General features: G+C 41.0%; 1 protein-coding gene. It reads left to right on the forward strand.

All coding sequences use genetic code 11. From position 1 onward, the window contains the following. Positions 1-168 precede the first annotated feature (168 nt). Positions 169-1171, forward strand: a 1003-nt coding sequence (locus AB4482_RS22860) for an ISAs1 family transposase (protein WP_372130195.1), incomplete at its 3' end; no start/stop codon positions are given.

The raw sequence follows: 1171 nt of genomic DNA on the forward strand, positions 1-1171 counted from the left end.
CAGGGCAAGATCATGAAAAACCCATATGGAATAAGGGGTAGCGTGAAGTGATGTTTCCACTAATTTGTACACTGAAGTCACAACAAATTCAATACATTCAAGATCGATTTGATGATCAGATTTAGGTGTGATCATATACTGTTTTTTAACAGCAGATATTTAGCCATAATGAATGGATTAAGCCTTTTGGACCATATTTCAGTTATTCGAGACCCTCGCCAAGCTTGGAAAATAGAGCACACGCTAACCGACATTATCTTCTTAACAATCGCAGCAGTGATTGCTGGTGCTGAAGGTTGGGAGGATATTGAAGATTTTGGTGAAGATAACTTGGAATGGCTTAGGCAGTATGGTGATTTCAAACAAGGCATACCAGTACACGATACCATTGCCCGAGTTATCAATCTTATTTCCGCCAAGCAACTGCAACGATGCTTTACTGCGTGGATGAAAGACTGTCATGAGACGACAGAGGGTGAAGTGATTGCTATCGACGGCAAAACTCTCAGAGGCACATACAACAAAGACAAGCGTTGTGGTGCAATCCATATGGTTAGTGCCTTTAGTGCAGCAAACCAAGTTGTACTAGGACAAGTGAAGACTGCGGATAAAAGCAATGAAATAAAAGCGATCCCTGAACTGCTTGAAATGCTTTCCTTGCGAGGTTGTTTAGTGACTATTGATGCTATGGGATGCCAGAAGGATATAGCTGAAAAGATAGTCGCTCAAGATGCAGATTATCTCTTAGCGGTAAAAGGTAATCAAAAACGATTGGAGCAAGCGATTAGCCAAGTGTTTAATTCTAGTATGATTAATAGTTTTGAAGGTGATAAATACGTCACTCAAGAGAAAGGGCATGGTCGTACAGAAACGCGTTTGAGTATGGTTGTTCACAATACAGATTTCTTAGGCTATATAGCGTTTGATTGGGCTGAACTCTCCACAATTGGTATGGTCGTTTCAATTCGTCAAGAAGGTGATAAGCCAGCAGAAACAATGCAAATCAAGCACTACATAAGCTCAGCAAAACTAACGGCTAAAGCTTTACTAGAGAGCACGCGAGCACATTGGAGCATTGAAAATCAGATGCACTGGCGATTAGACGTTGGTTTTAAAGAAGATGAATGTCGGATACGTCGAGAGCAAGCCGGTGAGAATTTAGCAGTTATAA

The organism is Vibrio sp. 10N.222.55.C7, from assembly GCF_041473335.1.
In the GTDB taxonomy this organism is placed as follows: Bacteria; Pseudomonadota; Gammaproteobacteria; order Enterobacterales; family Vibrionaceae; genus Vibrio; species Vibrio crassostreae_C.